Below are 20,909 nucleotides of genomic sequence, written 5' to 3'. Positions count from 1 at the left end.
GCCGTTTATTGCTCAGGATCGGGCTTCAGTATCCTTTTTCTCCAGCTCGCGTTCAATCTGGCGAATCCGCGCATCAATGGTGTTATGATGATAATCCGCGTTCACTTTCTGCTCCAGACGCTCCAGGTACAGTTCACTTTCTTCGAACTTCGAGAAAGACTGGCCGAACGCCTGGTCCGGACGGATCACATGATCGATCCGCCGGCTGGCATTGGCGATGTTTTCACGGCTCATCAATTCCATCCTTTTCAGATACATATCCTTCAGCTTACGCTTCATGTCCGCGTACTTCTGTTCCAACTGATCAATCTGGCGTACGTTTTTTTTATACGCCGATTTCAGACGTGTCGCTTTTTCTGCGTAGTCCTGCTGCTCTTTGCGTGCGAATCCGGCGAGTTCCGTTTCAGCAGCGTGTTCAGCGATATCTGCCTGGTGCTCACGTTTTGCCGCCATGTCCGCTGCCTGATGATATTCTTTCATGAAGGTGTCTTTCAGAAAATACTGGCGGTCGATCAGTTCACGGACACGCTTCACTTCCTTTTCACAGCGGCGCAGATGCTGATTCAGCATGGCAATCGGATTTTTCTGTTCCTTCTGGTCGAGCAGATCATTCAGATCAGCTGAAATGGAATCTTTGATACGGGTAAACAGGTTACTCATTTTCATTCGCTCCTTTTTTTCATTCAGTGCATTTCTTTCCACTGTTTTTCAAAGTTGTCGAAAGGATCTGCAGGTTCTGCTTCTTCCTTCTTCTCTTTATTCCAGAATTTGTAAACGAAATAAAGGCCGGCGAGTGCAACGATACCGATGATGGCCGGAACGTTTCCGATTGAGAAGCACAGGGCAATCAGACCGACCGCTGCCCAGAGGATTTTGCCTCCGGTCTCGCCTGATCGGATGAATCTTCTGAATGCGAACCAGAGGACAGCCAGGCTGACGACGAGTCCGATAAGCGGGCCGATCTGGGTCAGCAGAATGATCAGGCTGACAGCTCCGAGTACGAATAACAGAAATTTTTTCATGATTTGTGTCCTCCTTTCTATGACTTAAGTGTATAAAAAAGGCGGAGGCCGGGTAATGAGCCTCCGCTGTATTTCAATTTAGGACTTAAGGCGTATGGGAAAGAAACAGATTAGATTATCCGGGCCTGCCGTTGATCCGGATCCGGTTTTCTTTGCGATGCCAGGTCTGAAAGCTGTTTACAAGTGAATCGAGATGTTCGACATGCTGACTGTATTCGGTCAGTGCGGATATCAGTGGCAAAACATCCATCCATACCCCGTCGACGGGATCGGCACAATGGCGCGCAAAAGCAGAGACGATGCCGCTTTTATCCTGGCCGCTGCTTTTTGCCTGTTCTTCATGGCGTTTACGCCTGATTTTTCCGTCATACATCAGCAAAATCCGTTCGTGGTAGTCCATCAGAGCATCCAGATGTGCTTTAAACATCTGCCGGAAATCAGCAGGAAGCTTGCGCCAGGCGTTTTCCTGCCGGTCGAGGAGGTCAAGCATACGATGCAGCCGCCCGGTCGTCCGGATCATTTCCCGGAACAGGACACACCGCCTGAATTTCACCAGCCGTATTTTGCGTGAATAAACGCGTTCTTCCTTATACCAGTGATAGTAGTCTTCTATTTTCAGCTTCTCCCGGTCAAAGGCCGCCCGTTCGCTTTTTATTTTTGTATTGTCCGATGTACCTGCGCTGAGCAGCCGGACCCATTTGAAAAGTCCGCCGGTCTGTCCGAGAATCGACTGATAAAGGCTGTCTTCATATTTTGGCGGCAGGAGCAGAATGTTAATCAGGGTTGCCGAGCCAACACCGATGCAGATCAGGACGAAACGTCTGAAGGCTTCCAAGATAAAAGCAATCTGGTCATTCATCCCGCTCGACATAATAAAAATAACGGTGATCATCGTCAGTGTAAGCGTGTTATTCAGACTGAATTTCAGATGGATGGCAATCACCGTGACGACGGCAAGGCCAACGGAAATCGGGTGATCACCAATCAGAATCACAAATAGAATCGCAATGACGGCACCGATCAGATTACCATAGATATTACTGATCATCGCCCGGAAAGAGCGACGGACAGAAGGTAATGTGGTTGCGGCAGCGGCAACACCGGCCATAATCGGAGGTGTCAGCTGAAACAGATCGGCGATCATCAGAGCGATGGTAACGGCTATTCCTGTTTTCAGGCTTCTTGCACCCAGATGCATCGTTCTTCCTCCAGTATTTTTATAAAGAGAAACGCAGGCGGCCAGTTACAGGTGTCAGAGACCTTTTTTCTGATCCTTTTTCCTGCAAAGATTGTACTTTATCGCATAAAAAAAGGGGCATCTGCCCCTCAATTCCGTCCGGGTTAAAGCATGCTCAGCTCAGGCGGTGATTATTTTGCAAGTTCTGAAAAAGCATAATCAACAGCATCAAGTGTCTCATCAATATCTGCTTCTGTATGTTCAGTCGTCAGGAACCAGGCTTCATATTTTGATGGCGCCAGGTTTACACCTTTGGACAGCATCAGTTTAAAGAAGCGGCCGAACATTTCCGTATCTGTTTTTTTCGCTTCTTCATAGTTTGTCACTGGATGATCGGAAAAATACAGGGTCATCGATCCGCCAATTCGATTGATTGCAATCGGCAGATGATATTTCACGTTCAGTGACAGGATGCCTTCTTCCAGCTTATGACCGAGTCTGTCCATTTCTTCGTAGACGCCGGGCTTCTGAAGAACTTCGAGGCAGGCGATGCCGCTCGCCATGGAAAGCGGGTTACCGGCCATCGTACCGGCCTGATATGCCGGGCCGAGCGGTGCGACTTCATCCATGATTTTCTTTGGTCCGCCGTAAGCACCAATCGGCAGACCGCCGCCGATGATTTTGCCCATCGCTGTCAGGTCGGGAATCACGCCGAGATAATTCTGAGCACCACCGTACATAAACCGAAATCCGGTGATGACTTCGTCGTAGATGACAATCGCTCCCGCCTGGTGTGCAATTTTATTAATCGCTTCAAGAAATCCCGGTTTTGGCATTACCATACCGAAGTTGCCCACAATCGGCTCAACAAGAACGCCGGCGATATCATCGCCCCATTTATCAAAAGCCTGCTGCAGGGTGTCGACGTTGTTATAGGGAACTGTGATCACTTCATGTGCCGTACTTTCCGTCACACCGGCTGAATCCGGGGATCCAAGTGTGGAAGGTCCGGAACCGGCGGCAACAAGTACCAGGTCAAAGTGGCCATGATAGCTCCCGGCAAATTTTAAGATTTTCTTTCTTCCTGTATACGCACGGGCGACACGTACCGTCGTCATAACCGCCTCGGTACCGGAATTGGTGAAGCGTACTTTATCCATCGAAGGAATGGCTTTTTCCAGCATGACCGCAAGTTCGGTTTCCAGCTTAGTCGGCGTCCCGTACAGAACGCCGAGTTCAGCCTGCCTCTTAATGGCTTCCGTAATGTGCGGGTGGGCAAAACCGGTAATAATCGGCCCGTAAGCCGCCAGGTAATCGATATACCGGTTGCCGTCTTCATCCCAGAAATAGGCGCCTTTTCCTTTCTTCATAAAAACCGGAGCGCCTCCGCCAACCGCTGCATACGCGCGGGAAGGACTGTTGACTCCTCCGACGATATGTTCCAGTGCTTCCTGATAAAGTTTTTCTGAAGTGCTGATGTTCATGAAAAAATCTCCCCTTAGTTTCTTTACTTCTTTACTTCTTTTTCCCGCATGAACGGGCAGTAAGACCCTGCTTCAGGACATGAGGGTAAACGAGCAGGCTGAGGCGCGCAGCAGCCGGATGGGTTCAACTGACAATCAGCAGAGGATGACGCGGGCTAAAAGCGATGGCGCTGTCGCAGCACCTGCACGGGCACATTCTGCGTCCGAAAACCCTCCGCTGACCGACGTTTCACTTTATCTGAGCAGGCATATCCAGTATCCGCCAAATGGATGATTTTAACAAGAGTCAGACCGGTCTCGTTATTCAAACATTCTGTGATTGATTAGAGAAACAAAATGTTCGAGAATGCGGGCGGTCAGTCCCCAGATCGTCCGGCCCTGATAGTCATAGAAGGGCTCAATAATCTTTCGCGAACGGAAAGGGTAATTTTTACCTGAGACAATCCGCTCGAAGGGAAAATCCTGATCAGGATCGGCGGAAAGGGAGAGCGGGAACTTTTCCGGCATCTGTTTCATCAGCCAGGGCAGTGGAATCGTGAAGACTTCTGCCACTTCGTCCGGATTCGGCCTGATCGGTACGTCGGCATCGATCACCCCGACAAACGGATAAATAAACAGATCCGGTGTCGCAATGCAGGTCGCCATTCTGCCGATCACGGTGATCGCTTCTTCCGGCACCCCCAACTCCTCACACGTCTCCCGGATAGCCGTTCCGCGGAGTGAATTGTCTATTTTCTCGCTGCGCCCGCCCGGAAAGCAGACATCACCCGGCTGCCTTTTCAGGTTCATCGAGCGGACTTCAAGAAGGAGGTCCCATGTATCCTGATCGGGGATCAGCGGGATAAAGACGGATGTTTTCTTTGCCGTATCTTCCCCGATAATCATGCCGTCATTTTCAATGCGTCGTTGAATACTTTTTAAATCCATGTCCTCACCTTTGAAAATCCAGTTTCAACTCATTTTACCATAATCCATGGCGATATAAATGCCGTTTAATTTGTGTATTGATGCCACTTTTGAGAGAATAGACATGAGGTGGTCAAAATGAGAGCATTAGTTCATGAAGGTCACGCGGGTTTTGAAGGGCTGCACTTTCGAAACGATTTCCCCGAACCTCAGCCTGGCCCGGGTGAAGTAAAAGTCGCACTCAGAGCTTCCGGTCTCAATCATCGTGATCTGTTTGTCGTTCAGAAACGCCATCAGGCAGGTGATCCACCGCTGATTATCGGTTCAGACGGCGCCGGTGTCGTTACTGCAACAGGAGAGGGTGTCACGAAAGCACGGGTCGGTGATGAGGTGCTGATCATCCCTGCTCTGCGCTGGGAAAAGGAGTCTCCTGCCCCCCCTGCAGATTTTGAGATTCTCGGACTGCCTGACAACGGGACGCTTGCGGAATATATCGTTGTCGCTGAGTCTCAGGTGACCGCAAAGCCTGAATATCTGTCGTGGGATGAAGCCGGCGTTCTGCCCCTGTCTGCACTGACCGGTTACCGCGCGATGTTCACCCGCGGTGCCCTGAAGGAGGGGGAAGCCGTATTTATTCCCGGTATCGGGAGCGGCGTTGCTACATATATGCTGCAGATGGCAAAGGCTGTCGGGGCAAAAGTCATTGTATCCTCACGCAGCACAGAAAAGCTGGAGAAGGCAAGGGACCTCGGTGCCGATATCACGCTGGAAAATGATCAGGACTGGCAGAAAGCCTTAAAAGGTGAGACGGTCGATCTGGTCATTGAAAGTGTCGGAGCCGCGACGTTTCACCGTTCGCTCGGCCTCTTGAAGGAGGGCGGAACGGTCGTTGCTTTCGGTGCATCGGCGGGAGACATCATTCAGCTGGATCTGCGACAGTTTTTCTACAATCAGTGGAATCTGCACGGATCCACTTTAGGCAGTATTGAGGAATTTTTACGGATGACGGATTTATTCCGTAAAAACAAAATCAGGCCCGTAGTAGATGAAGTCGTCCCCCTGGAACATGCCGGAGAAGCGCTTCAGAAACTGAAGGCGGGCACACAGTTTGGAAAGATTGGTATTCGGATTTCCTGAAAAACATAATCAAACCAGGAGGCATTGTTGATGATTGAAGAAGGAACGGAAGCACCGGATTTTACTCTTCGGGCAACCGGCGGAGAAAATGTAACCTTGTCAAAATTGAAGGGAAGGAATATTGTTCTGTATTTCTACCCGAAGGACATGACACCGGGTTGTACGAATGAAGCGTGCGATTTTCGTGATCAGAATAAAATGTTTAAAGACCTGGACACCGTCGTCATCGGTGTGAGCCCGGATCCGATCGAGAAGCATCAGAAGTTTACAGCGAAACACGATCTGCCGTTTACCCTTCTCGCAGATATTGATCATACCGCAGCGAAGCTGTACGGAGCCTGGCAGAAGAAAAAGAATTTCGGCAGAGAGTATATGGGTATTGTCCGCTCAACGTTTGTGATTGATAAGCAGGGCAAGGTCGTAAAGGTCTGGCCGAAAGTTAAAGTATCCGGACATATTGCCGATGTTTATCAGTTTGTAAAAGAAAAATTGAATTAATTCGGAAGTAAATGCATCACTTCCCTTTGGTAAACCGGACGTTGTTCATTGTCCGGTTTTTTCTTTACTTATTGTTAAACAGATCTTTTCAGATACAGGCGCAGTTGAGAAAAAGAATTCGGATACACATCGAAAAATCGGTATATGATATACATAATAATATGATCCGGTCCGGACACAATCTGGAAAAACATGGCGGACAGACAGACTAAGTGCTCTGCATTGACAGGACAGGCATAAACAGGATAAACTGAAAATGAATTGTAACCATTTTAAGGTGATAATTTATATTTGATAACGCTATCTGTCTGAAAGCGAGGTGCGTGACGGTGGATACAGGAACGGTGAAAGTTGATAAAGCCATTGATATGCTTAAAAACTCCGGTGTTCGAATTACACCTCAGCGCCATGCGATTCTGGAATACCTTGTGGTTTCCGGTTCGCACCCAACTGCTGATGAGATTTATAAAGCTCTGGAACATAAATTTCCTAATATGAGTGTTGCGACGGTTTATAACAACCTGCGTGTTTTTAAAAAGACAGGTCTGGTCAAAGAACTGACCTATGGAGATTCGTCAAGCCGTTTTGATTTTTCAACTAAACAGCATTATCATATTATCTGCCGCAAGTGTGGAAAAATTGTAGACTTTTATTATCCGGGACTGGATGAAGTTCAGTCTCTGGCGGCTCAGGTGACAGGATTTAAAGTCGATTCGCACAGGCTGGAAGTGTATGGTATCTGTCCGGAATGTCAGCATAAAGAAGCCAGTCATACCGACGATCCGGATACCGTCGGAAAATAGAGTAAGGCATGTTCCCGATGGAAGTCTGAATCAATGAGATGAATGCGTGAGATTCAACCAGGCTCCTGATTTCAATTCCATCGGAGCCTTGTTTTGTTGATTGATTATATTCTGGCGGATTTTGCTTTACTGATTTTTACGATCAGGTATTGACGATCGATAAAATCCATGTTAAATTATATATCGTTGTCTTTTGGCGGGAACATCAAACATGTTCTTTCAGCGACAGATTGACGGATTGATTTAAAATTTCCGGTTGACTTGTCTGAACGAACATGATAAGATTTTTCTTGCCCTTTTCGACAGACAGTGAATGTTTCGCCTGATATTTTTCAGGTGTTGACATCATTCCTGTTTGATAGTATAATATTAGAGTTGCTGTTTGAATGTTCCTTGAAAACTGAACAAAAGCCAAGCGTGATTTGAGGGGTTTATCCCCTGATCAATTCAATTTGCTATGGATCTGATGAACGAAAAAAGTCTGACCCGGATGCCGAAAGGGATCTGGAAGAAGCAATACTTTTTTTGGAGAGTTTGATCCTGGCTCAGGACGAACGCTGGCGGCGTGCCTAATACATGCAAGTCGTGCGCACAGAGGGGAGCTTGCTCCCTGAGGTGAGCGGCGGATGGGTGAGTAACACGTGGGCAACCTGCCGGTCAGACTGGGATAACTGTGGGAAACCGCAGCTAATACCGGATGATCCTCCGCACCGCATGGTGCGGAGCTGAAAGATGGTTTCGGCCATCACTGACTGATGGGCCCGCGGTGCATTAGCTTGTTGGCGGGGCAACGGCCCACCAAGGCTGCGATGCATAGCCGACCTGAGAGGGTGATCGGCCACATTGGGACTGAGACACGGCCCAAACTCCTACGGGAGGCAGCAGTAGGGAATCTTCCACAATGGACGAAAGTCTGATGGAGCAACGCCGCGTGAGCGAAGAAGGTTTTCGGATCGTAAAGCTCTGTTGCCGGAGAAGAACGGATGCGGGAGGAAATGTCCGCGTCGTGACGGTATCCGGCCAGAAAGCCACGGCTAACTACGTGCCAGCAGCCGCGGTAATACGTAGGTGGCAAGCGTTGTCCGGAATTATTGGGCGTAAAGCGCGCGCAGGCGGCTTCTTAAGTCTGATGTGAAATTCTGCAGCTCAACTGCAGGCGGGCATTGGAAACTGGGGAGCTTGAGTACAGAAGAGGAGAGTAGAATTCCACGTGTAGCGGTGAAATGCGTAGAGATGTGGAGGAATACCAGTGGCGAAGGCGGCTCTCTGGTCTGTTACTGACGCTGAGGTGCGAAAGCGTGGGGAGCGAACAGGATTAGATACCCTGGTAGTCCACGCCGTAAACGATGAATGCCAGGTGTTAGGGGGGTCCAACCCCTTAGTGCTGAAGTTAACACATTAAGCATTCCGCCTGGGGAGTACGGCCGCAAGGCTGAAACTCAAAGGAATTGACGGGGGCCCGCACAAGCAGTGGAGCATGTGGTTTAATTCGAAGCAACGCGAAGAACCTTACCAGGTCTTGACATCCTTCGACCGCCCGAGAGATCGGGCTTTCCCCTTCGGGGGACGAAGTGACAGGTGGTGCATGGTTGTCGTCAGCTCGTGTCGTGAGATGTTGGGTTAAGTCCCGCAACGAGCGCAACCCTTGACCCTGGTTGCCAGCATTCAGTTGGGCACTCGAGGGTGACTGCCGGTGACAAACCGGAGGAAGGTGGGGATGACGTCAAATCATCATGCCCCTTATGATCTGGGCTACACACGTGCTACAATGGGCGGTACAAAGGGCAGCGAGGCCGCGAGGCTGAGCCAATCCCATAAAGCCGCCCCCAGTTCGGATTGCAGGCTGCAACCCGCCTGCATGAAGCCGGAATTGCTAGTAATCGCGGATCAGCATGCCGCGGTGAATCCGTTCCCGGGCCTTGTACACACCGCCCGTCACACCACGAGAGTTTGTAACACCCGAAGTCGGTGCGGGAACCTTTATGGGCCCAGCCGCCGAAGGTGGGACAAATGATTGGGGTGAAGTCGTAACAAGGTAGCCGTATCGGAAGGTGCGGCTGGATCACCTCCTTTCTAAGGAAACGATCGATAGCGAAACGTTTGCGCTTTTGTTTGGTTTTGAAGGAATCATTCCTTCAGTATAGTGAACCCTTTTGGTGTGGGCCTGTAGCTCAGCTGGTAAGAGCGCACGCCTGATAAGCGTGAGGTCGGTGGTTCAAGTCCACTCAGGCCCACCATGGGGCCTTAGCTCAGCTGGGAGAGCGCCTGCTTTGCACGCAGGAGGTCGGGAGTTCGATCCTCCCAGGCTCCACCATATATCAATCAGGTATTTTATCTATCACCTGACCAGGGTATAACGATCCTTGAAAACTGGATAACGAAAGATACAGAAAACACGTCAAGAATTCCATTTTGTCCAGGACATGATCAATGATTGTGTCGGTGGTTAAGTTTTAAAGGGCACACGGTGGATGCCTTGGCACTGGGAGCTGATGAAGGACGGAACGAACTCCGATAAGCTCCGGGGAGCTGTAAGTGGGCTTTGATCCGGAGATTTCCGAATGGGGAAACCCCCTGTCCTGACGGACAGGATGACGCACTGAATCCATAGGGGCGTCAAGGCAGACCCGGGGAACTGAAACATCTCAGTACCCGGAGGAAGAGAAAGCAAATGCGATTTCCCGAGTAGTGGCGAGCGAAAAGGAAACAGCCCAAACCAGGGGGCTTGCCCCCTGGGGTTGTAGGACACTCCGCATGGAGTCAGAAAAGCGCGTTTCAGGCGAACGGCCTGGAAGGGCCGGCCGAAGAAGGCAAACGCCCTGTAGCCGAAGAGGCGCGCTCTCCGGAGTGGATCCTGAGTACGGCGGGACACGAGAAACCCCGTCGGAAGCCGGGAGGACCGTCTCCCAAGGCTAAATACTCCCAGTGACCGATAGTGAACCAGTACCGTGAGGGAAAGGTGAAAAGCACCCCGGAAGGGGAGTGAAAGAGATCCTGAAACCGTGTGCCTGCAAGTAGTTGGAGCCCCTTCGGGGGTGACAGCGTACCTTTTGTAGAATGGACCGGCGAGTGGCGATTCTGAGCAAGGTTAAGCCGGAGAGGCGGAGCCGCAGCGAAAGCGAGTCTGAAGAGGGCGAATGAGTTCAGGGTTGCCGACCCGAAACCGTGTGATCTACCCATGTCCAGGGTGAAGTCCAGGTAACACTGGATGGAGGCCCGAACCCACGCATGTTGAAAAATGCGGGGATGAGGTGTGGGTAGGGGTGAAATGCCAATCGAACACGGAGATAGCTGGTTCTCCCCGAAATAGCTTTAGGGCTAGCCTCGGAGAAAGAGGTCTGGAGGTAGAGCACTGATTGAATAAGGGGTCCCCACAGGATTACCGAGTTCAGTCAAACTCCGAATGCCAGACGCTCAGGCTCCGGGAGTCAGACGGCGAGTGATAAGATCCGTCGTCGAAAGGGAAACAGCCCAGACCGCCGGCTAAGGTCCCTAAGTTTGCGCTGAGTGGGAAAGGATGTGGCGTTGCCCAGACAACCAGGATGTTGGCTCAGAAGCAGCCACCATTTAAAGAGTGCGTAATAGCTCACTGGTCGAGTGGCGCCGCGCCGAAAATGTAACGGGGCTAAGCGCAGCACCGAAGCCGCGGATGACTCTTTCAGAGTCATGGTAGGGGAGCGTTCCAGAGGCTGTGAAGGTCTGCCGGAAGGCAGGCTGGAGCGTCTGGAAGTGAGAATGCCGGTATGAGTAACGAAAAGAGGAGTGAGAATCTCCTCCGTCGAAAGCCCGAGGGTTCCTGGGGAAGGTTCGTCCGCCCAGGGTCAGTCGGGGCCTAAGCCGAGGCCGAAAGGCGTAGGCGATGGACAACAGGTGGATATTCCTGTACCGCTGGAACACGTTTGAGTGAAGGGGGGACGCAGGAAGGCGAGGTCAGCGCACGGATGGAAGCGTGCGTTCAAGCCGCGAGGCCGGCAGCGAGGCAAATCCCGCTGTCTGAGGCCGGACGGTGATGAGGAGGGAAATTTAAGTACCGAAGGGCCACAACCTACACTGCCTAGAAAAGCCTCTGGCGAGTGAACCAGCGCCCGTACCCAAACCGACACAGGTGGGCAAGAAGAGAATTCTGAGACGCTCGGGAGAACTCTCGTTAAGGAACTCGGCAAAATCACCCCGTAACTTCGGGAGAAGGGGTGCTCAAAGGGCCTTCGGGCCCTCTGAGCCGCAGTGAAAAGATCCAAGCGACTGTTTACCAAAAACACAGGTTTCTGCTAAACCGAAAGGTGATGTATAGGGGCTGACACCTGCCCGGTGCTGGAAGGTTAAGAGGAGAGGTCATCCCTTCGGGGAGAAGCTTTGAACCGAAGCCCCAGTAAACGGCGGCCGTAACTATAACGGTCCTAAGGTAGCGAAATTCCTTGTCGGGTAAGTTCCGACCCGCACGAAAGGTGTAACGATTTGGATACTGTCTCAACGAGAGACCCGGTGAAATTATAGTACCTGTGAAGATGCAGGTTACCCGCGACAGGACGGAAAGACCCCATGGAGCTTTACTGCAGCCTGATATTGGATGTGGGTATCGATTGTACAGGATAGGCAGGAGCCTTTGACGCCGGACCGCCAGGTTCGGCTGAGGCGCCGGTGGGATACTGCCCTTTCGATACCGACATTCTAACCCGGGACCGTGATCCGGTCCGGAGACAGTGTCAGGCAGGCAGTTTGACTGGGGCGGTCGCCTCCCAAAAGGTAACGGAGGCGCCCAAAGGTTCCCTCAGAATGGTTGGAAATCATTCGCAGAGTGTAAAGGCACAAGGGAGCTTGACTGCGAGACCCACAAGTCGAGCAGGGACGAAAGTCGGGCTTAGTGATCCGGTGGCACCGCATGGAAGGGCCATCGCTCAACGGATAAAAGCTACCCTGGGGATAACAGGCTTATCTCCCCCAAGAGTTCACATCGACGGGGAGGTTTGGCACCTCGATGTCGGCTCATCGCATCCTGGGGCTGAAGTAGGTCCCAAGGGTTGGGCTGTTCGCCCATTAAAGCGGTACGCGAGCTGGGTTCAGAACGTCGTGAGACAGTTCGGTCCCTATCCGTCGCGGGCGCAGGAAATTTGAGGAGAGCTGTCCTTAGTACGAGAGGACCGGGATGGACACACCGCTGGTGTACCAGTTGTTCCGCCAGGAGCAGACGCTGGGTAGCTATGTGTGGACGGGATAAGTGCTGAAAGCATCTAAGCATGAAGCCCCCTCCAAGATGAGATTTCCCACAGCTTTAAGCTGGTAAGGCCCCTCAGAGATGATGAGGTGGATAGGTCTGGAGTGGAAGCGCGGTGACGCGTGAAGCGGACAGATACTAATCGGCCGAGGGCTTAACCCAAAGTCAGTGGACAAAAGAAAAAAAAGACGTGCTGTATCTTTCGTTACCGGTTTTGAGGGGTCGTCTGGCCCGGGTGATTTTCAGTCTGGCGGTCATAGCGAAGAGGTCACACCCGTTCCCATCCCGAACACGGTCGTTAAGCTCTTCTGTGCCGATGGTAGTGGGGGGTTGCCCCCCTGTGAGAGTAGGTCACTGCCAGGCAATATCTTTGATATTGAAATGAATACTGTGCTTCATAAACAGAGTATCCGGCTATCAGCCGAAAAACGGGCGGAGCAGACACGGGCTCTGTCATGAAGCCTTTTGGAGAGCTGTCCGAGAGGCTGAAGGAGCACGATTGGAAATCGTGTAGACGGTTAAGGCCGTCTCGAGGGTTCGAATCCCTCGCTCTCCGCCATTTATGGCCCGTTCGTCAAGTGGTTAAGACACCACCCTTTCACGGTGGGTTCGTGGGTTCGAATCCCGCACGGGTCACCATATTATCTTGATTTTTTACTCACCATATAATAAAATATAGTGGTGTTTTTAAGAGAGAAAGCATTTTCTTTCTTTATGGAGGATTAGCTCAGCTGGGAGAGCGTCTGCCTTACAAGCAGAGGGTCATAGGTTCGAACCCTATATCCTCCACCATTTACTGATATTTTTATCAAATTATCGCGGGGTGGAGCAGTTCGGTAGCTCGTCGGGCTCATAACCCGAAGGTCGCAGGTTCAAATCCTGCCCCGCAATACATATGGGTCCGTGGTGTAGTGGTTAACATGCCTGCCTGTCACGCAGGAGATCGGCGGTTCAAATCCGCTCGGACCCGTTCGTTTTATTATTCATATCAGTGTGTTTGTTCAGAATTTGATTTATCAAACAAACTGCTTTATATTACGGCTCGATAGCTCAGTCGGTAGAGCAGAGGACTGAAAATCCTCGTGTCGGTGGTTCGATTCCGCCTCGAGCCACCATTACGGTATGCCGGTCTAGCTCAATTGGTAGAGCAACTGACTTGTAATCAGTAGGTTGGGGGTTCAAGTCCTCTGACCGGCACCATTTATATATATATTCATGGAGGGATAGCGAAGTGGCTAAACGCGGCGGACTGTAAATCCGCTCCCTACGGGTTCGAAGGTTCGAATCCTTCTCCCTCCATCTTACATATAGGGGTATAGTTTAAAGGCAGAACAGAGGTCTCCAAAACCTCTAGTGTGGGTTCGATTCCTACTACCCCTGCTTATTATGGCGGTTATGGTGAAGCGGTTTAACACACCGGATTGTGGTTCCGGCACGCGTGGGTTCGATCCCCACTAACCGCCCTGTTGTTGGCCCATAGCCAAGCGGTAAGGCAACGGTTTTTGGTGCCGTCATGCGCTGGTTCGAATCCAGCTGGGCCAGTAGTAATGCGGAAGTAGTTCAGTGGTAGAACATCACCTTGCCATGGTGGGGGTCGCGGGTTCGAATCCCGTCTTCCGCTCCAATTTTATTTATGATGGCGGCATAGCCAAGCGGTAAGGCACGGGTCTGCAAAACCCTTAGCCCCGGTTCGATTCCGGTGTCGCCTCCATTTTTTTATGTTTATTTTTATTTGCCGGCGTGGCGGAATAGGCAGACGCGCACGACTCAAAATCGTGTTCCGTAAGGAGTGTGGGTTCGACCCCCACCGCCGGTATTAAAATTTCCAGTTGCTTGCTATTGAATGTGAGATCAAATAGAAATGGATAAAGAGCGTTATAAAAATCGCTTTCAGCGCAATTAAACTGTGCTGAAGGCGATTTTTGCATGAGAATTGCGGCAGGGTGATGGTGCTACGCTCATACAGAAAAAAGGTTGGTCATCAATCAGGTGCTGCGTATCGCAGCCGGACGATGCACAGAGCCCATAAGATTCACGTCGCTGCCTGTTTCATATGAAGATGAAAGCCTCATCCTGGATCCACCAGGATGAGGCTTTGGTTGCCATAGAAAAATGTAATCGGGTGTCTCAGGCGGTCAGCGACTGTTTTTCCTTTGCATTTTTTAACGCGGGAGAGCCCCCTTTACTCAAAATAATCATGTGCTTCAAGAAATTCTCTGGCTACAGTGGAAGGTTCCTTCAGCTCTCCATCCACCTCATAATTCAGCTCCTGCATCTTTTCCGTTGAAATAACCCCCTGCAACTTTTTCAGTTCCCGGTCAACCTCCGGATGTTTTTTGAGCGTGCTTTCCTTAACAACAGGTGAACAGTCATACGGCGGGAAAAAATGCCGGTCATCCTTTAGCATCTTCAGATCATAAGCCTTGATTCTGCCATCAGTAGAATAGGCAAGGACGATATCCATCTGGCCTTTTTTTACCGCGTCGTAAACCAGACCAATCTGCATCGGATATGTTTTGCCAAAGGCGAATCCATAAGCCTTTTTAAATGCCGGATATCCGTCACCGGCGAGTTTGAGCCAGATATTATCGACACCAAGTTTCAGCTTATCGGCGTCTGGCTGGAGATCCGATATCTTCTGGTAATGATGTTTGTCGGCGTTTTCCTTTGTCATGGTGAAGGCATAAGTATTGGCGAATCCATAAGAGTCATAAAATTTATAGCCGAAACGTTCGTGATATGCTTTCTGAACGATCCCCAGCGCCTTCTCAGGATCTTTTTCCACTTTCTGATTAAGAATGCTTGTCAGATCGGTTCCGGTATACCGTGCTGCCGCGATATCGATTTCGTTGTTCTCCAGGGCTTTCTGCCCCACATAGTTGGACCCGAGATTTTTAACGATTTGGGTATCCAGATCAGTATTATGTTCCAGCAACTGACTGATTACATTCGCCAGAATTTCCGATTCCGTGAAACTCTGTGCCCCGATGCGAACGGAATCTCCGGATGAAGCACCGAGTCCTGGCAGCGAACAGCCGCCAATCAGAAGAAGACTCATCAGTAACGGAATCCATCCCAGATATTTTATTTTTTTCTTCAGAACGCTCACTCCTTCTGCAGTCCCTCTGTCGTCCTGATGTCTTTCGGAGTGACCTTTTTTTCAATCAACATAAACAGATAGCCAACCACAACGGCAATGATGTAGTCCGGCTGATACAGGTTCAGGTCAATAAAGATATAATTCCCGAGGCCTCCACCACCGATAAAAGAGGCCAGCGTTGCCCATCCAATCAGATAGACTGAGGATGTCCGGATACCGGCCATGATAATCGGCGCGGGCGGCGGCAGCTCAAGTATCCGTACCCCTTCAAGACCCGTCATGCTCAGGCCTCGCCCCAACTCCAGCAGATCGCGGTTTACTCCTCTGATCCTGAGGAAGGTCTTCCTGAGCACCTGATTAGATTCATGAGCATAAGAAATAGACGTCACGATACGTTTTTATCAATATCAGAAACTGAAAAAGAAGGGCAGAATGATCCACCCTTCTTTTTTTGCCGTATTTAACAGGTACGTCAAGATTATTAAAAAAGGACGGACTGATCCCGTTTACTCTGCACACAGACAGAGTCTTTGAACATATTAAGATACGGATTCAAAGTTGGGAATTTAAGTCTCATAGAGTGTGTCATCTTTTTAATAATCCTCCTGTAAAATCCTGAACATCAACATTGTAGGTTATTCTATGTTAAAAATCAAAACAATGACTTGTTATTCTAAAATTATATCAACTTTCCTGGCTGGAGGGGAAGGATTATTAATCAGGTGTTGTGTATCGCAGCCGGGACGATGCATAGGCCCATAAGATTCACGTCGCTGCCTGTTTCATATGAAGATGAAAGCCTCATCCTGGATTCAGGATGAGGCTCTGGCTGCGATAGAGAAAGGTAACCGAGTGACTCAGGCCGCCAGCGACTGCCTTTCTTTCGTCTTTTTCGCCTTTTTGACGGGGGAAAGCGCATGCTCCAGCCAGCCGAGGAGCAGATCCGCAAGTACAGCCATGACTGCGGTTGGAATGGCGCCAGCCAGAATGATGGCCGTTCCATTCGTTGCATTTGTTCCCCGGACGATGATATCTCCGAGTCCACCGGCGCCGACAAAAGTTCCGATCGCGGTGATGCCGATCGTCACGACCAGCGCCGTTCTCAGTCCTCCCATAATAACAGACAGCGAAAGTGGCCATTCCACCATTCGGAAAATCTGGAATTTTGTCATGCCCATTGCCCGGCCCGACTCAAGGTAGGCCGGACTGATGTTTCTGATGCCCGAACAGGTATTACGCAGAATGGGAAGGAGCGAATACAGAAACAGAGAGAAAACAACCGTGTTCGTTCCAAGCCCCATGACGAGCATTAGCACCGCCAGCATCGCAAGAGCCGGGATCGTCTGAATGACATTAGCGACTGCAAATATCCATTTACTCAGCTGTCGATGCCTTGCAATGAAAATGCCTAATGGGATCGCTACAATGGCAGCAAAAAGCACGCCATAAGCGGACATTAGAAAATGTCGGTAAAATTCAACAAGGACGTAACTTCCGTTTTGAACGTAGTAGGTCCACAATTGGCTGATTACATTCATTTCTTTTTTCCCCCTTTACTCAAAATAATCATGTGCTTCAAGAAATTCCCTGGCCACAGTGGAGGGCTCCTTCAGCTCTCCATCCACCTCATAATTCAGTTCCTGCATCTTTTCTGTTGAAATAACCCCCTGTAACTTTTTCAGTTCCCGGTCAATCTCCGGATATTTTTTGATTGTGTTTTCCTTAACAAGGGGTGCACAGTCATAAGGCGGGAAAAATCGCCGGTCATCCTTTAGCATCTTCAGATCATAGGCCTTGATTCTGCCATCAGTAGAATAGGCAAGGACAATATCCATCCGGCCTTGATTTACCGCGTCATAAACCAGACCAATCTGCATCGGATACGTTTTGCCAAAGGCGAATCCATAAGTCTTTTTAAATGCCGGATATCCGTCACCGGCGCGTTTGAGCCAGGCATTGTCGACACCGAGTTTCAGCTTATCGGCGTCAGCCTGGAGATCCGATATCTTCTGGTAATGATTTTTGTCGGCGTTTTCTTTTGTCATGGTAAAAGCATAAGTGTTGGCGAATCCATAAGAATCATAAAATTTATAGCCGTACTGTTCATGAAATGCCTTCTGAACGATCCTCAGCGCTTTCTCAGGATCTTTTTCCACTTTCTGGTTAAGAATGCTTGTCAGATCGGTTCCAGTATACCGTGTTGCCGCGAGATCGATCTCGTTGTTCTCCAGCGCTTTCTGCGAAACGAAGTTGGATCCGAGATTTTTAACGATTCGGGTATCCAGATCAGTATTATGTTCCAGCAACTGACTGATTACATTCGCCAGAATTTCCGATTCCGTGAAACTCTGTGCCCCGATGCGAACGGGCTCTTCGGACGAAGCACCGAGTCCTGGCAGCGAACAGCCGCCAATCAGAAGAAGACTCATCAGTAACGGAATCCATCCCAGATATTTAATTTTTTTCTTCAGAACGCTCACTCCTTCTGCAGTCCCTCTGTCATCCTGATGCCCTTCGGCGTGACCTTTTTTTCAATCAACATAAACAAATAGTCCACCAATACGGCAATGATTGTGACCGGGATCGCACCGGCAATGATGTAGTCTGGCCGATACAGGTTTAGACCAATAAAGATGTAATCCCCGAGGCCTCCTCCACCGATAAAAGAAGCCAGCGTTGCCCATCCAATCAGATAGACTGAGGATGTCCGGATGCCGGCCATGATAATTGGCGCCGACAGCGGAAGCTCCAGCATCCGTACCCGTTCAAAACCCGTCATGCCCAGGCCTCGCCCCGACTCCAGCAGATCGCGGTTTACTCCCTTAATCCCGAGAAAGGTATTCCTGAGAATCGGTAACACAGAGTAGAGAAAGAGGGCGACGATCGCCGGCAGCTTGCCGATGCCGAGAATGGGAATGAAAAATGCCAGCACCGCCAGTGAGGGCAGCGTTTGCAAAACATTAACTACCCCGAGAATGATCCCGGCTCCCCGCTTCATACGTGTCATAATGATTCCAAGTGGTACCGCGACGATGATGCCCATGACAACGGCGATCATAGAAATATACAAATGTTCCCATGTTTTGTTCAACAGTTCCAGTCCATTAGTTTGTAAAAATTGAATCCAGGCGTCCGTATTAATCAGCCTCCCGTTATTTATCTTCAGCGGCTACCCGATCATCAGCACCCCAAATATTGTCATATACGATATCCACCAGTGAGGCACGCGTCACAATGCCTGTCAGGTGATCCTGTTCATCAACGACGGGCACGTATTTCGCTCCCTGCTTTAAAATTCTGCGAACGGTATCACGGAGGAGCGTATCCTGACGTACGGTGAAAATATTTGTCTGGAGCACTTCGCCGACATACTTCGATTCACCCCGGGACTGGTCAATGTTTTCAATGTCGACATACCCAATGAATCGCTTTTTCTCGTCAACCACAAGCAGCGTATCGACGCGTCGGTGGCGCATCAGCGTAACCGCTTCGGACAGTGTTCTGTTCTGCCTGATCGTCACTGGATGTTCGTCCATGATTTGTTCCACCCGTTCCAGAGAAGGACGCGTCTGAATCATGCGGTCTTCTCCGATAAACTTTTTAACAAAGTCATTTTCCGGATTTCGAAGAATGTCATCCGGCGTTCCAGTCTGGACGATTTCACCCTCTCTCATAATGACGATCCGATCCGCCAGCTTGATGGCCTCATCCATATCATGCGTCACAAAAACAATGGTCTTACCCATTTTCTGCTGGAGTTTCTTGAATTCATCCTGAAGGTCGTCACGCGTGATCGGATCGAGCGCACCAAACGGCTCGTCCATCAGGATCAATGGCGGATCAGCTGCCAGTGCCCGAAGTACACCGATTCTCTGCTGCTGCCCCCCACTGAGTTCACTTGGATAACGATCCAGATAATCCGTCCCGAGATGAGCCATATCAATCAATTCTTCAGCACGCTTTCTCCTTTTGGCAGACGGCCACTTCAGAAGTTTCGGCACGAGCGCGATATTCTCACCAATAGTCATATGTGGAAACAGCCCGATCTGCTGAATCACATATCCAATCTGCCGTCTCAGTTGAATGGGATTCTTTTTCAGAATGTCCTCGCCGTTCAGATAAACAGTCCCCTTAGTGGGTTCAATCAGCCGATTGATCATTTTCAGTGTGGTTGTCTTTCCACAACCGCTTGGCCCAATGATACAGATAAACTCCCCCTGATCGATGTCCAGAGAAAAGTCCCTGACTGCTGCTTTTCCTCCTGTATATAACTTGGATACATGTTCAAGTTTTAACAATAATAACCCTCCGATTAATTGATAGATTGATACGATCCCTTTCGAGAACCACCTGTCTGATGAATCCTGCTTCTTTTCGGTCGTTGAAAAAAGAAGCAGAACGCCCGTCAAGCGGTGATGTACGGCGGTATGGTGTGTTCTGATGAGTTTCTGCGCCCTGATCACACATGAATCGTCGCTCTATCTTCTCTATTAATGATATAATAAATTGTGTGTAATATAAAGTTTATACAGCAAATAAATTGCATGGACTATATATAATGTATAAAACTAGTGTCCAGTGCGTTTGTTTTTCGCTGAAAAATTTTGGTTCTGTACTTGATCTTAAGCCATTTTTCTAAGAAAATAGGGGGAGAAAAATGACAATGTCGGATGTGAGGGGGAGCATTTTATTTTGGAAGATAATCGTCTGAAACAGATACAGATCCTTTTTGCCGAGCAGATTGCTGAGAACATGAGTACGTTCGGCCTTCCCTCGACACTTGGTCGTGTCCTTGGTATCATCTATCTGAACCGGAGGCCAATGACCCTGTCTGAACTTTCAGAGGCGACGGGGATGAGCAAGACCCGTATGAGTCAGGTCGTCCGTGAGCTGGCGGAACTCGGAATCGCTGAGAAAGTGTTCACAAAAGGTGTACGTCAGGACCTTTATGACGTTGAACGAGATTACTATCAGATTTTTATTTCATTATTTACCGAGACCTGGCGGCGAATGATCCGTAACAACCGCAGACAGGAAAAACGGATCTATCAGGAATTAACCGAGCTTCTGAACAAAGGCGAGCTTTCCGAGGCTGATCAGAAGACAGCAGAAGACTTTCTGCAAGAATCCAGAAAGCATCTGGATTATTTCAACTGGATTAGCCATCTGATCGAGTTTTTTGACGATGATGAGGTGTTTCGGTATCTGCCCAGAAAATAATGCTCTATCATGACTAGTGCCATTTGCTTATATTCGCAGGTGGCGCTTTTTTTCACCATAGAATAAGAAGACGTCCATGGATAGAGAATCAGCCTGTTCCGAATACGACATGCTGAGGCCAGACAGCTTCGCATATCGATCCGTCTCCAATCAGAACAGATTAAGTCTCTAAAAAGGTGCGCAACACATGGAGAAATGGAATCTGTCATATCCAGTGATGGAAAATTTTTTTTACGAATAGTTAAAAACGCCAGAAAAAAATGCCGATAACATAGAAAATGGGTTATTTACCTGCCTGTCGGCGATTCAGTCGTACGCCTGATTGGACTATCAGTGAGTGAACATAACAA

15 protein-coding genes, 16 tRNA genes, 3 rRNA genes and 1 pseudogene are annotated in these 20,909 nt (G+C 49.6%); 23 read left to right on the top strand and 12 right to left on the bottom strand.

What is annotated here, in order from left to right:
• Nucleotides 1-12 precede the first annotated feature (12 nt).
• From ABNN70_RS15070 to ABNN70_RS15050, 5 genes are all read right to left on the bottom strand, one after another.
• The gene (locus ABNN70_RS15070) at nucleotides 13-660 is read right to left on the bottom strand and encodes a PspA/IM30 family protein (protein ID WP_353948261.1); all 648 of its coding nucleotides are present in this window, start codon (nucleotides 658-660) and stop codon (nucleotides 13-15) included.
• Nucleotides 661-683: 23 nt separating this feature from the next.
• Nucleotides 684-1,022: a flagellar basal body rod protein gene (locus ABNN70_RS15065; protein WP_353948260.1), complete on the bottom strand. Its 339-nt coding sequence runs from the start codon at nucleotides 1,020-1,022 to the stop codon at nucleotides 684-686.
• Between the two features lie 115 nt (nucleotides 1,023-1,137).
• Complete coding sequence (locus ABNN70_RS15060; protein WP_353948259.1) at nucleotides 1,138-2,220, bottom strand: aromatic acid exporter family protein; 1,083 nt, start codon at nucleotides 2,218-2,220, stop codon at nucleotides 1,138-1,140.
• Between the two features lie 170 nt (nucleotides 2,221-2,390).
• On the bottom strand, nucleotides 2,391-3,683 hold the full coding sequence (locus tag ABNN70_RS15055; protein ID WP_353948258.1) for a glutamate-1-semialdehyde 2,1-aminomutase: 1,293 nt from the start codon (nucleotides 3,681-3,683) through the stop codon (nucleotides 2,391-2,393).
• 300 nt (nucleotides 3,684-3,983) lie between these two features.
• Nucleotides 3,984-4,610 carry a CoA pyrophosphatase gene (locus ABNN70_RS15050; RefSeq protein WP_353948257.1) on the bottom strand — a complete coding sequence of 209 codons (627 nt, stop codon included), beginning with the start codon at nucleotides 4,608-4,610 and terminating at the stop codon, nucleotides 3,984-3,986.
• Between the two features lie 117 nt (nucleotides 4,611-4,727).
• Here ABNN70_RS15050 and ABNN70_RS15045 point away from each other — a divergent pair, with 117 nt between their 5' ends.
• The 22 genes from ABNN70_RS15045 to ABNN70_RS14940 all read left to right on the top strand — a co-directional run bounded on the left by ABNN70_RS15045 (nucleotide 4,728) and on the right by ABNN70_RS14940 (nucleotide 14,055).
• Nucleotides 4,728-5,726, top strand: coding sequence for a zinc-binding dehydrogenase (locus tag ABNN70_RS15045; RefSeq protein ID WP_129930155.1), 999 nt, complete (start codon nucleotides 4,728-4,730; stop codon nucleotides 5,724-5,726).
• Nucleotides 5,727-5,756: 30 nt separating this feature from the next.
• Complete coding sequence (bcp, locus tag ABNN70_RS15040; RefSeq protein ID WP_129930156.1) at nucleotides 5,757-6,224, top strand: thioredoxin-dependent thiol peroxidase; 468 nt, start codon at nucleotides 5,757-5,759, stop codon at nucleotides 6,222-6,224.
• A 368-nt stretch (nucleotides 6,225-6,592) separates the two neighbouring features.
• Nucleotides 6,593-7,027 (top strand): peroxide-responsive transcriptional repressor PerR, encoded by a 435-nt coding sequence (gene perR, locus ABNN70_RS15035; protein WP_353949452.1) that lies wholly within the window; start codon nucleotides 6,593-6,595, stop codon nucleotides 7,025-7,027.
• 522 nt (nucleotides 7,028-7,549) lie between these two features.
• Nucleotides 7,550-9,100 (top strand): 16S ribosomal RNA (locus ABNN70_RS15030).
• Nucleotides 9,101-9,187: 87 nt separating this feature from the next.
• A tRNA-Ile gene (locus ABNN70_RS15025) sits at nucleotides 9,188-9,264 on the top strand.
• A 1-nt stretch (nucleotide 9,265) separates the two neighbouring features.
• Nucleotides 9,266-9,341, top strand: a tRNA-Ala gene (locus ABNN70_RS15020).
• 130 nt (nucleotides 9,342-9,471) lie between these two features.
• Nucleotides 9,472-12,401, top strand: a 23S ribosomal RNA gene (locus ABNN70_RS15015).
• 84 nt (nucleotides 12,402-12,485) lie between these two features.
• A 5S ribosomal RNA gene (gene rrf, locus ABNN70_RS15010) occupies nucleotides 12,486-12,602 on the top strand.
• Together the 16S, 23S and 5S rRNA genes with 16 tRNA genes alongside form the textbook arrangement of a ribosomal RNA operon.
• Before the next feature lie 104 nt (nucleotides 12,603-12,706).
• Nucleotides 12,707-12,798: transfer RNA gene (locus ABNN70_RS15005), tRNA-Ser, on the top strand.
• Nucleotides 12,799-12,803: 5 nt separating this feature from the next.
• Nucleotides 12,804-12,878: transfer RNA gene (locus tag ABNN70_RS15000), tRNA-Glu, on the top strand.
• 77 nt (nucleotides 12,879-12,955) lie between these two features.
• Nucleotides 12,956-13,031 (top strand) — tRNA-Val (locus ABNN70_RS14995).
• Nucleotides 13,032-13,056: 25 nt separating this feature from the next.
• Nucleotides 13,057-13,129, top strand: a tRNA-Met gene (locus ABNN70_RS14990).
• A 7-nt stretch (nucleotides 13,130-13,136) separates the two neighbouring features.
• Nucleotides 13,137-13,209 (top strand) — tRNA-Asp (locus tag ABNN70_RS14985).
• A 69-nt stretch (nucleotides 13,210-13,278) separates the two neighbouring features.
• A tRNA-Phe gene (locus ABNN70_RS14980) sits at nucleotides 13,279-13,354 on the top strand.
• 9 nt (nucleotides 13,355-13,363) lie between these two features.
• A tRNA-Thr gene (locus ABNN70_RS14975) sits at nucleotides 13,364-13,439 on the top strand.
• Nucleotides 13,440-13,456: 17 nt separating this feature from the next.
• Nucleotides 13,457-13,538, top strand: a tRNA-Tyr gene (locus ABNN70_RS14970).
• A 10-nt stretch (nucleotides 13,539-13,548) separates the two neighbouring features.
• Nucleotides 13,549-13,619, top strand: a tRNA-Trp gene (locus ABNN70_RS14965).
• Between the two features lie 9 nt (nucleotides 13,620-13,628).
• Nucleotides 13,629-13,702, top strand: a tRNA-His gene (locus ABNN70_RS14960).
• A 7-nt stretch (nucleotides 13,703-13,709) separates the two neighbouring features.
• Nucleotides 13,710-13,781, top strand: a tRNA-Gln gene (locus tag ABNN70_RS14955).
• 7 nt (nucleotides 13,782-13,788) lie between these two features.
• Nucleotides 13,789-13,863, top strand: a tRNA-Gly gene (locus ABNN70_RS14950).
• Between the two features lie 14 nt (nucleotides 13,864-13,877).
• Nucleotides 13,878-13,950, top strand: a tRNA-Cys gene (locus ABNN70_RS14945).
• Between the two features lie 23 nt (nucleotides 13,951-13,973).
• Nucleotides 13,974-14,055, top strand: a tRNA-Leu gene (locus tag ABNN70_RS14940).
• Nucleotides 14,056-14,421: 366 nt separating this feature from the next.
• Here the strand turns inward: ABNN70_RS14940 and ABNN70_RS14935 are convergent.
• The 7 genes and pseudogenes from ABNN70_RS14935 to ABNN70_RS14905 form a co-directional block, all read right to left on the bottom strand.
• On the bottom strand, nucleotides 14,422-15,297 hold the full coding sequence (locus ABNN70_RS14935) for an osmoprotectant ABC transporter substrate-binding protein (RefSeq protein ID WP_129930833.1): 876 nt from the start codon (nucleotides 15,295-15,297) through the stop codon (nucleotides 14,422-14,424).
• Between the two features lie 47 nt (nucleotides 15,298-15,344).
• A pseudogene (locus tag ABNN70_RS14930) lies at nucleotides 15,345-15,692 on the bottom strand (ABC transporter permease subunit); the annotation flags it as partial.
• A gap of 128 nt (nucleotides 15,693-15,820) precedes the next feature.
• Nucleotides 15,821-15,928 (bottom strand): erythromycin resistance leader peptide, encoded by a 108-nt coding sequence (locus ABNN70_RS14925; RefSeq protein WP_129930819.1) that lies wholly within the window; start codon nucleotides 15,926-15,928, stop codon nucleotides 15,821-15,823.
• 268 nt (nucleotides 15,929-16,196) lie between these two features.
• A complete protein-coding gene (locus ABNN70_RS14920) occupies nucleotides 16,197-16,877 on the bottom strand; it encodes an ABC transporter permease (protein WP_129930821.1) in 681 nt (226 codons plus the stop codon).
• A 15-nt stretch (nucleotides 16,878-16,892) separates the two neighbouring features.
• Nucleotides 16,893-17,768 (bottom strand): osmoprotectant ABC transporter substrate-binding protein, encoded by an 876-nt coding sequence (locus ABNN70_RS14915; protein WP_353949451.1) that lies wholly within the window; start codon nucleotides 17,766-17,768, stop codon nucleotides 16,893-16,895.
• Between the two features lie 47 nt (nucleotides 17,769-17,815).
• Complete coding sequence (locus ABNN70_RS14910) at nucleotides 17,816-18,463, bottom strand: ABC transporter permease (protein WP_240697379.1); 648 nt, start codon at nucleotides 18,461-18,463, stop codon at nucleotides 17,816-17,818.
• Nucleotides 18,464-18,491: 28 nt separating this feature from the next.
• Complete coding sequence (locus tag ABNN70_RS14905; RefSeq protein WP_353948256.1) at nucleotides 18,492-19,637, bottom strand: betaine/proline/choline family ABC transporter ATP-binding protein; 1,146 nt, start codon at nucleotides 19,635-19,637, stop codon at nucleotides 18,492-18,494.
• A gap of 454 nt (nucleotides 19,638-20,091) precedes the next feature.
• Here ABNN70_RS14905 and ABNN70_RS14900 point away from each other — a divergent pair, with 454 nt between their 5' ends.
• Nucleotides 20,092-20,559, top strand: a complete 468-nt coding sequence (locus ABNN70_RS14900; RefSeq protein ID WP_353949450.1) for a GbsR/MarR family transcriptional regulator — start codon at nucleotides 20,092-20,094, stop codon at nucleotides 20,557-20,559.
• The last annotated feature ends 350 nt before the right edge of the window (nucleotides 20,560-20,909 follow it).

The organism is Sporolactobacillus sp. Y61 (assembly GCF_040529185.1).
Lineage (GTDB): Bacteria > Bacillota > Bacilli > Bacillales > Sporolactobacillaceae > Sporolactobacillus.
The sequence above is the reverse complement of the archived record's forward strand: the minus strand, read 5'-3'. Positions and strand labels throughout refer to the sequence as shown.

Excerpts from the sequence above, each read along its gene's own strand:
- ABNN70_RS15070 (WP_353948261.1), bottom strand. The coding sequence starts at position 660 with ATGAGTAACCTGTTTACCCGTATCAAAGATTCCATTTCAGCTGATCTG.
- ABNN70_RS15065 (WP_353948260.1), bottom strand. The coding sequence starts at position 1,022 with ATGAAAAAATTTCTGTTATTCGTACTCGGAGCTGTCAGCCTGATCATT.
- ABNN70_RS15060 (WP_353948259.1), bottom strand. The coding sequence starts at position 2,220 with ATGCATCTGGGTGCAAGAAGCCTGAAAACAGGAATAGCCGTTACCATC.
- ABNN70_RS15055 (WP_353948258.1), bottom strand. The coding sequence starts at position 3,683 with ATGAACATCAGCACTTCAGAAAAACTTTATCAGGAAGCACTGGAACAT.
- ABNN70_RS15050 (WP_353948257.1), bottom strand. The coding sequence starts at position 4,610 with ATGGATTTAAAAAGTATTCAACGACGCATTGAAAATGACGGCATGATT.
- ABNN70_RS15045 (WP_129930155.1), top strand. The coding sequence starts at position 4,728 with ATGAGAGCATTAGTTCATGAAGGTCACGCGGGTTTTGAAGGGCTGCAC.
- bcp (WP_129930156.1), top strand. The coding sequence starts at position 5,757 with ATGATTGAAGAAGGAACGGAAGCACCGGATTTTACTCTTCGGGCAACC.
- perR (WP_353949452.1), top strand. The coding sequence starts at position 6,593 with ATGCTTAAAAACTCCGGTGTTCGAATTACACCTCAGCGCCATGCGATT.
- ABNN70_RS14935 (WP_129930833.1), bottom strand. The coding sequence starts at position 15,297 with ATGAGTCTTCTTCTGATTGGCGGCTGTTCGCTGCCAGGACTCGGTGCT.
- ABNN70_RS14925 (WP_129930819.1), bottom strand. The coding sequence starts at position 15,928 with ATGACACACTCTATGAGACTTAAATTCCCAACTTTGAATCCGTATCTT.
- ABNN70_RS14920 (WP_129930821.1), bottom strand. The coding sequence starts at position 16,877 with ATGAATGTAATCAGCCAATTGTGGACCTACTACGTTCAAAACGGAAGT.
- ABNN70_RS14915 (WP_353949451.1), bottom strand. The coding sequence starts at position 17,768 with ATGAGTCTTCTTCTGATTGGCGGCTGTTCGCTGCCAGGACTCGGTGCT.
- ABNN70_RS14900 (WP_353949450.1), top strand. The coding sequence starts at position 20,092 with ATGAGTACGTTCGGCCTTCCCTCGACACTTGGTCGTGTCCTTGGTATC.